Origin of the sequence: Streptomyces misionensis, assembly GCF_007896895.1 — a bacterium.
GTDB classification, from domain to species: domain Bacteria; phylum Actinomycetota; class Actinomycetes; order Streptomycetales; family Streptomycetaceae; genus Streptomyces; species Streptomyces misionensis_A.
This window is the reverse complement of record NZ_VOGW01000091.1, coordinates 1-922: the sequence shown is the minus strand read 5'-3', so window position 1 is coordinate 922 and position 922 is coordinate 1. Positions and strand designations below refer to the sequence as shown.

At 69.1% G+C, this 922-nt stretch carries 1 protein-coding gene and 1 tRNA gene; one reads left to right on the top strand and one right to left on the bottom strand.

Features of this window, described 5'->3' with window-relative positions:
• Positions 1 to 77 precede the first annotated feature (77 nt).
• Positions 78 to 150: transfer RNA gene (locus FRZ03_RS16300), tRNA-Ala, on the bottom strand.
• A gap of 183 nt (positions 151 to 333) precedes the next feature.
• Between FRZ03_RS16300 and FRZ03_RS16295 the strand changes: the two genes are divergently transcribed.
• Positions 334 to 882, top strand: a complete 549-nt coding sequence (locus tag FRZ03_RS16295) for a helix-turn-helix domain-containing protein (RefSeq protein ID WP_070028904.1) — start codon at positions 334 to 336, stop codon at positions 880 to 882.
• Positions 883 to 922: the final 40 nt, after the last annotated feature.

Sequence of the window (922 nt, the reverse complement as noted above, 5' to 3'; positions counted from 1 at the left end):
TGGCGAACCCGAGCCCGCCCGCCCACACCAAAGAACCCCCTGACCGGCGTTTTCGCAGGTCAGGGGGTTCTTGACGGTGGAGCCTAGGGGAGTCGAACCCCTGACATCCGCCATGCAAAGACGGCGCTCTACCAACTGAGCTAAGGCCCCGGGAAGGGTGTGGCCGACCGGAGGGGATGTGAGCCCACCGGTGCCGCAGACCAGAGTACCGGGTCACCCCCCGTATCCCGCAAAAAGATTGGGGGTCCCCGCGGATGACCACGCTCCGTAAGATGCTCGACGTGGTTCGCTACAGCGAACCGCGGTTTTCAGGGGAAGCGATGGGGAGACGCAATGGACGCCGCACAGCAGGAAGCCACCGCCAGAGCGCGGGAGCTGCAGCGGAACTGGTACGGGGAGCCGTTGGGGGCGCTCTTCCGTAAGCTGATCGACGATCTCGGCCTCAACCAGGCCCGTCTCGCCGCGGTCCTGGGGCTGTCCGCCCCGATGCTCTCCCAGCTGATGAGCGGGCAGCGGGCGAAGATCGGCAATCCCGCGGTGGTCCAGCGGGTACAGCAGCTCCAGGAGCTGGCGGCGCAGGTGGCGGACGGCAGCGTCAGCGCCGCCGAGGCGACCGAGCGGATGGACGAGATCAAGAAGTCGCAGGGGGGCTCCGTGCTGAGCAACACCGCGCAGTCGACGAACGGTTCGGGCGCGCCCACCGTCAAGCGCGTGGTCCGGGAGATCCAGTCGCTGCTGCGCTCGGTGGCCGCCGCGAGCGACATCATCGAGGCCGCGGACGCCCTCGCCCCGACCCAGCCCGAACTCGCCGAGTTCCTGCGGGTCTACGGTGCCGGCCGTACCTCCGACGCGGTCGCGCACTACCAGTCCCACCAGAACTGAACGCCCGCCCGGCTCGGGGGGCCGGGCGGGCGTTCAGTTC

Bases quoted from the DNA above. Each gene is read 5' to 3' on its own strand.
- FRZ03_RS16295 (WP_070028904.1), top strand. From the start codon at position 334: ATGGACGCCGCACAGCAGGAAGCCACCGCCAGAGCGCGGGAGCTGCAG.